At 60.4% G+C, this 1443-nt stretch carries 1 protein-coding gene; it reads right to left on the bottom strand.

Translation table 11 applies throughout. The features are described from left to right. Nucleotides 1-31: 31 nt before the first annotated feature. On the bottom strand, nucleotides 32-1443 hold a 1412-nt coding region (locus tag GJ668_RS19705), incomplete at its 5' end, for a transposase (RefSeq protein WP_155451779.1).

The raw sequence follows: 1443 nt of genomic DNA, 5'->3' as shown, positions 1-1443 counted from the left end.
CAGCCCTTTTAAGTTGCAATTTTGAGACACTTCAGGTTCCCGCCAGCACCTTGGCCGTTGAGATATGGGGCTTGCCTTTATGCTGTGTTCGTGGTGTGCGCGGTTTTTTGGGGCCACGCTTATTTTTACGGAGCCGATGCAAGTCAACGCGGCGGGCCAGATTCAGCAGCAGCGCACACAAAAGTGTTCGGTCGGCCTGAGCGAAGCGTGTCCATTGCTCCTCCTCAACGGCGATATTGAGCCCTTGGGTGGTGTTGGCGATTTCGGCGGCCAGGTAGTACTCCGAGACGCTGTCATCGATATCGGTGTCGGGATGCGCGGCGCGCAGCGCGGCCATGACCACGGCGTAGAGATTGAAGGCGACCAGGGCCAGGCAGAAGCCAAACAGGGCGGCCTTCGGGTAGCCGAGGGTATTGAGTTCGGAGTTCAAGTGCGCCTCGATTTTTTGAAACGCGGTCTCGATGGTCCAGCGGGTACGATAGAGTTCGGCAATGATCGGGGCCGGAGCGATCTGCGAGGGAAGCGTGGTCAAGAGGGCGAGAATCCGATCACCGTTGCGCGTCGGGGTGTGCAGCTTCACAACGATTCGACGCCCACGCCAGAGGTACTGCCCGTCCTCGTCGTTGATCTCGACGGCCTGCTCGAAGATCGGGCCACTGGGCGAATCTCCAGCCGGTTGCAACGGGCCGAGTGGCTTGACGGTGCGCCCGGCATGATGGCGGATGATGCAATGGGCCTTGGCTTCAGCGATGGCGACCAGGAAGGCACTGACGCAGAAGTTGCGATCAGTAATCCACAGCTCACCGGCTCGGATCCGCGCCTGAACCTGGGGCAACAACGCCCGCTCCTGAGCGTGTCCGTCCTCACAGGGAAACACGTCGCAGACCACGCCAGCGCGCGGATTGAAGACCACCAGCGACTTCCCCGGCAAGGCGGCGGCGCTGGCACGCAGCGCTTTGAGGCGCTTCTCACTGCCGGCCAGACAGTTGCCGTCAAGGTAGCGGATGGCGTAGCCCGGCAGGAGCGCTGGGCGCTCTCCACCCAGCGGCTCAATGATCGCCTGCGACTCCTGCCCGATCCAGCGCACCAACTCCTGCGAGGTCTTCAGCTCCATCCCCTGCAACTTGTCATACACCGCCACGATCGAGACGGCGATGGCGCTGTGACGATAAGCGGCGTTGACGCTCGTCTGAACCCGGCACACGACCTGAAGCATCAGTCCCACCAGCGAGGAGAACAGCAACGTGCGCGTATACTGGCGTTCGCAGGTCGTGTCGAACCAGCTATCCAGGCGCTCGGCGTTGAGCAAATGTTCGAGCAGGCCGCGCACCATCACGCTCACTGGAGCCCGGTCGGCGAATTTTTGCAGGATGCCATCAAACATGTCTAACAACGACCGCGTGTCAAGTTTAAAATGACTATATTTTACAAAAACTTGAAGTC

This window comes from Allochromatium palmeri, from assembly GCF_009720725.1.
Lineage (GTDB): Bacteria > Pseudomonadota > Gammaproteobacteria > Chromatiales > Chromatiaceae > Thermochromatium > Thermochromatium palmeri.
Note: the sequence above shows the minus strand (reverse complement) of the source record. Positions and strands in the feature narration are given on the sequence as shown.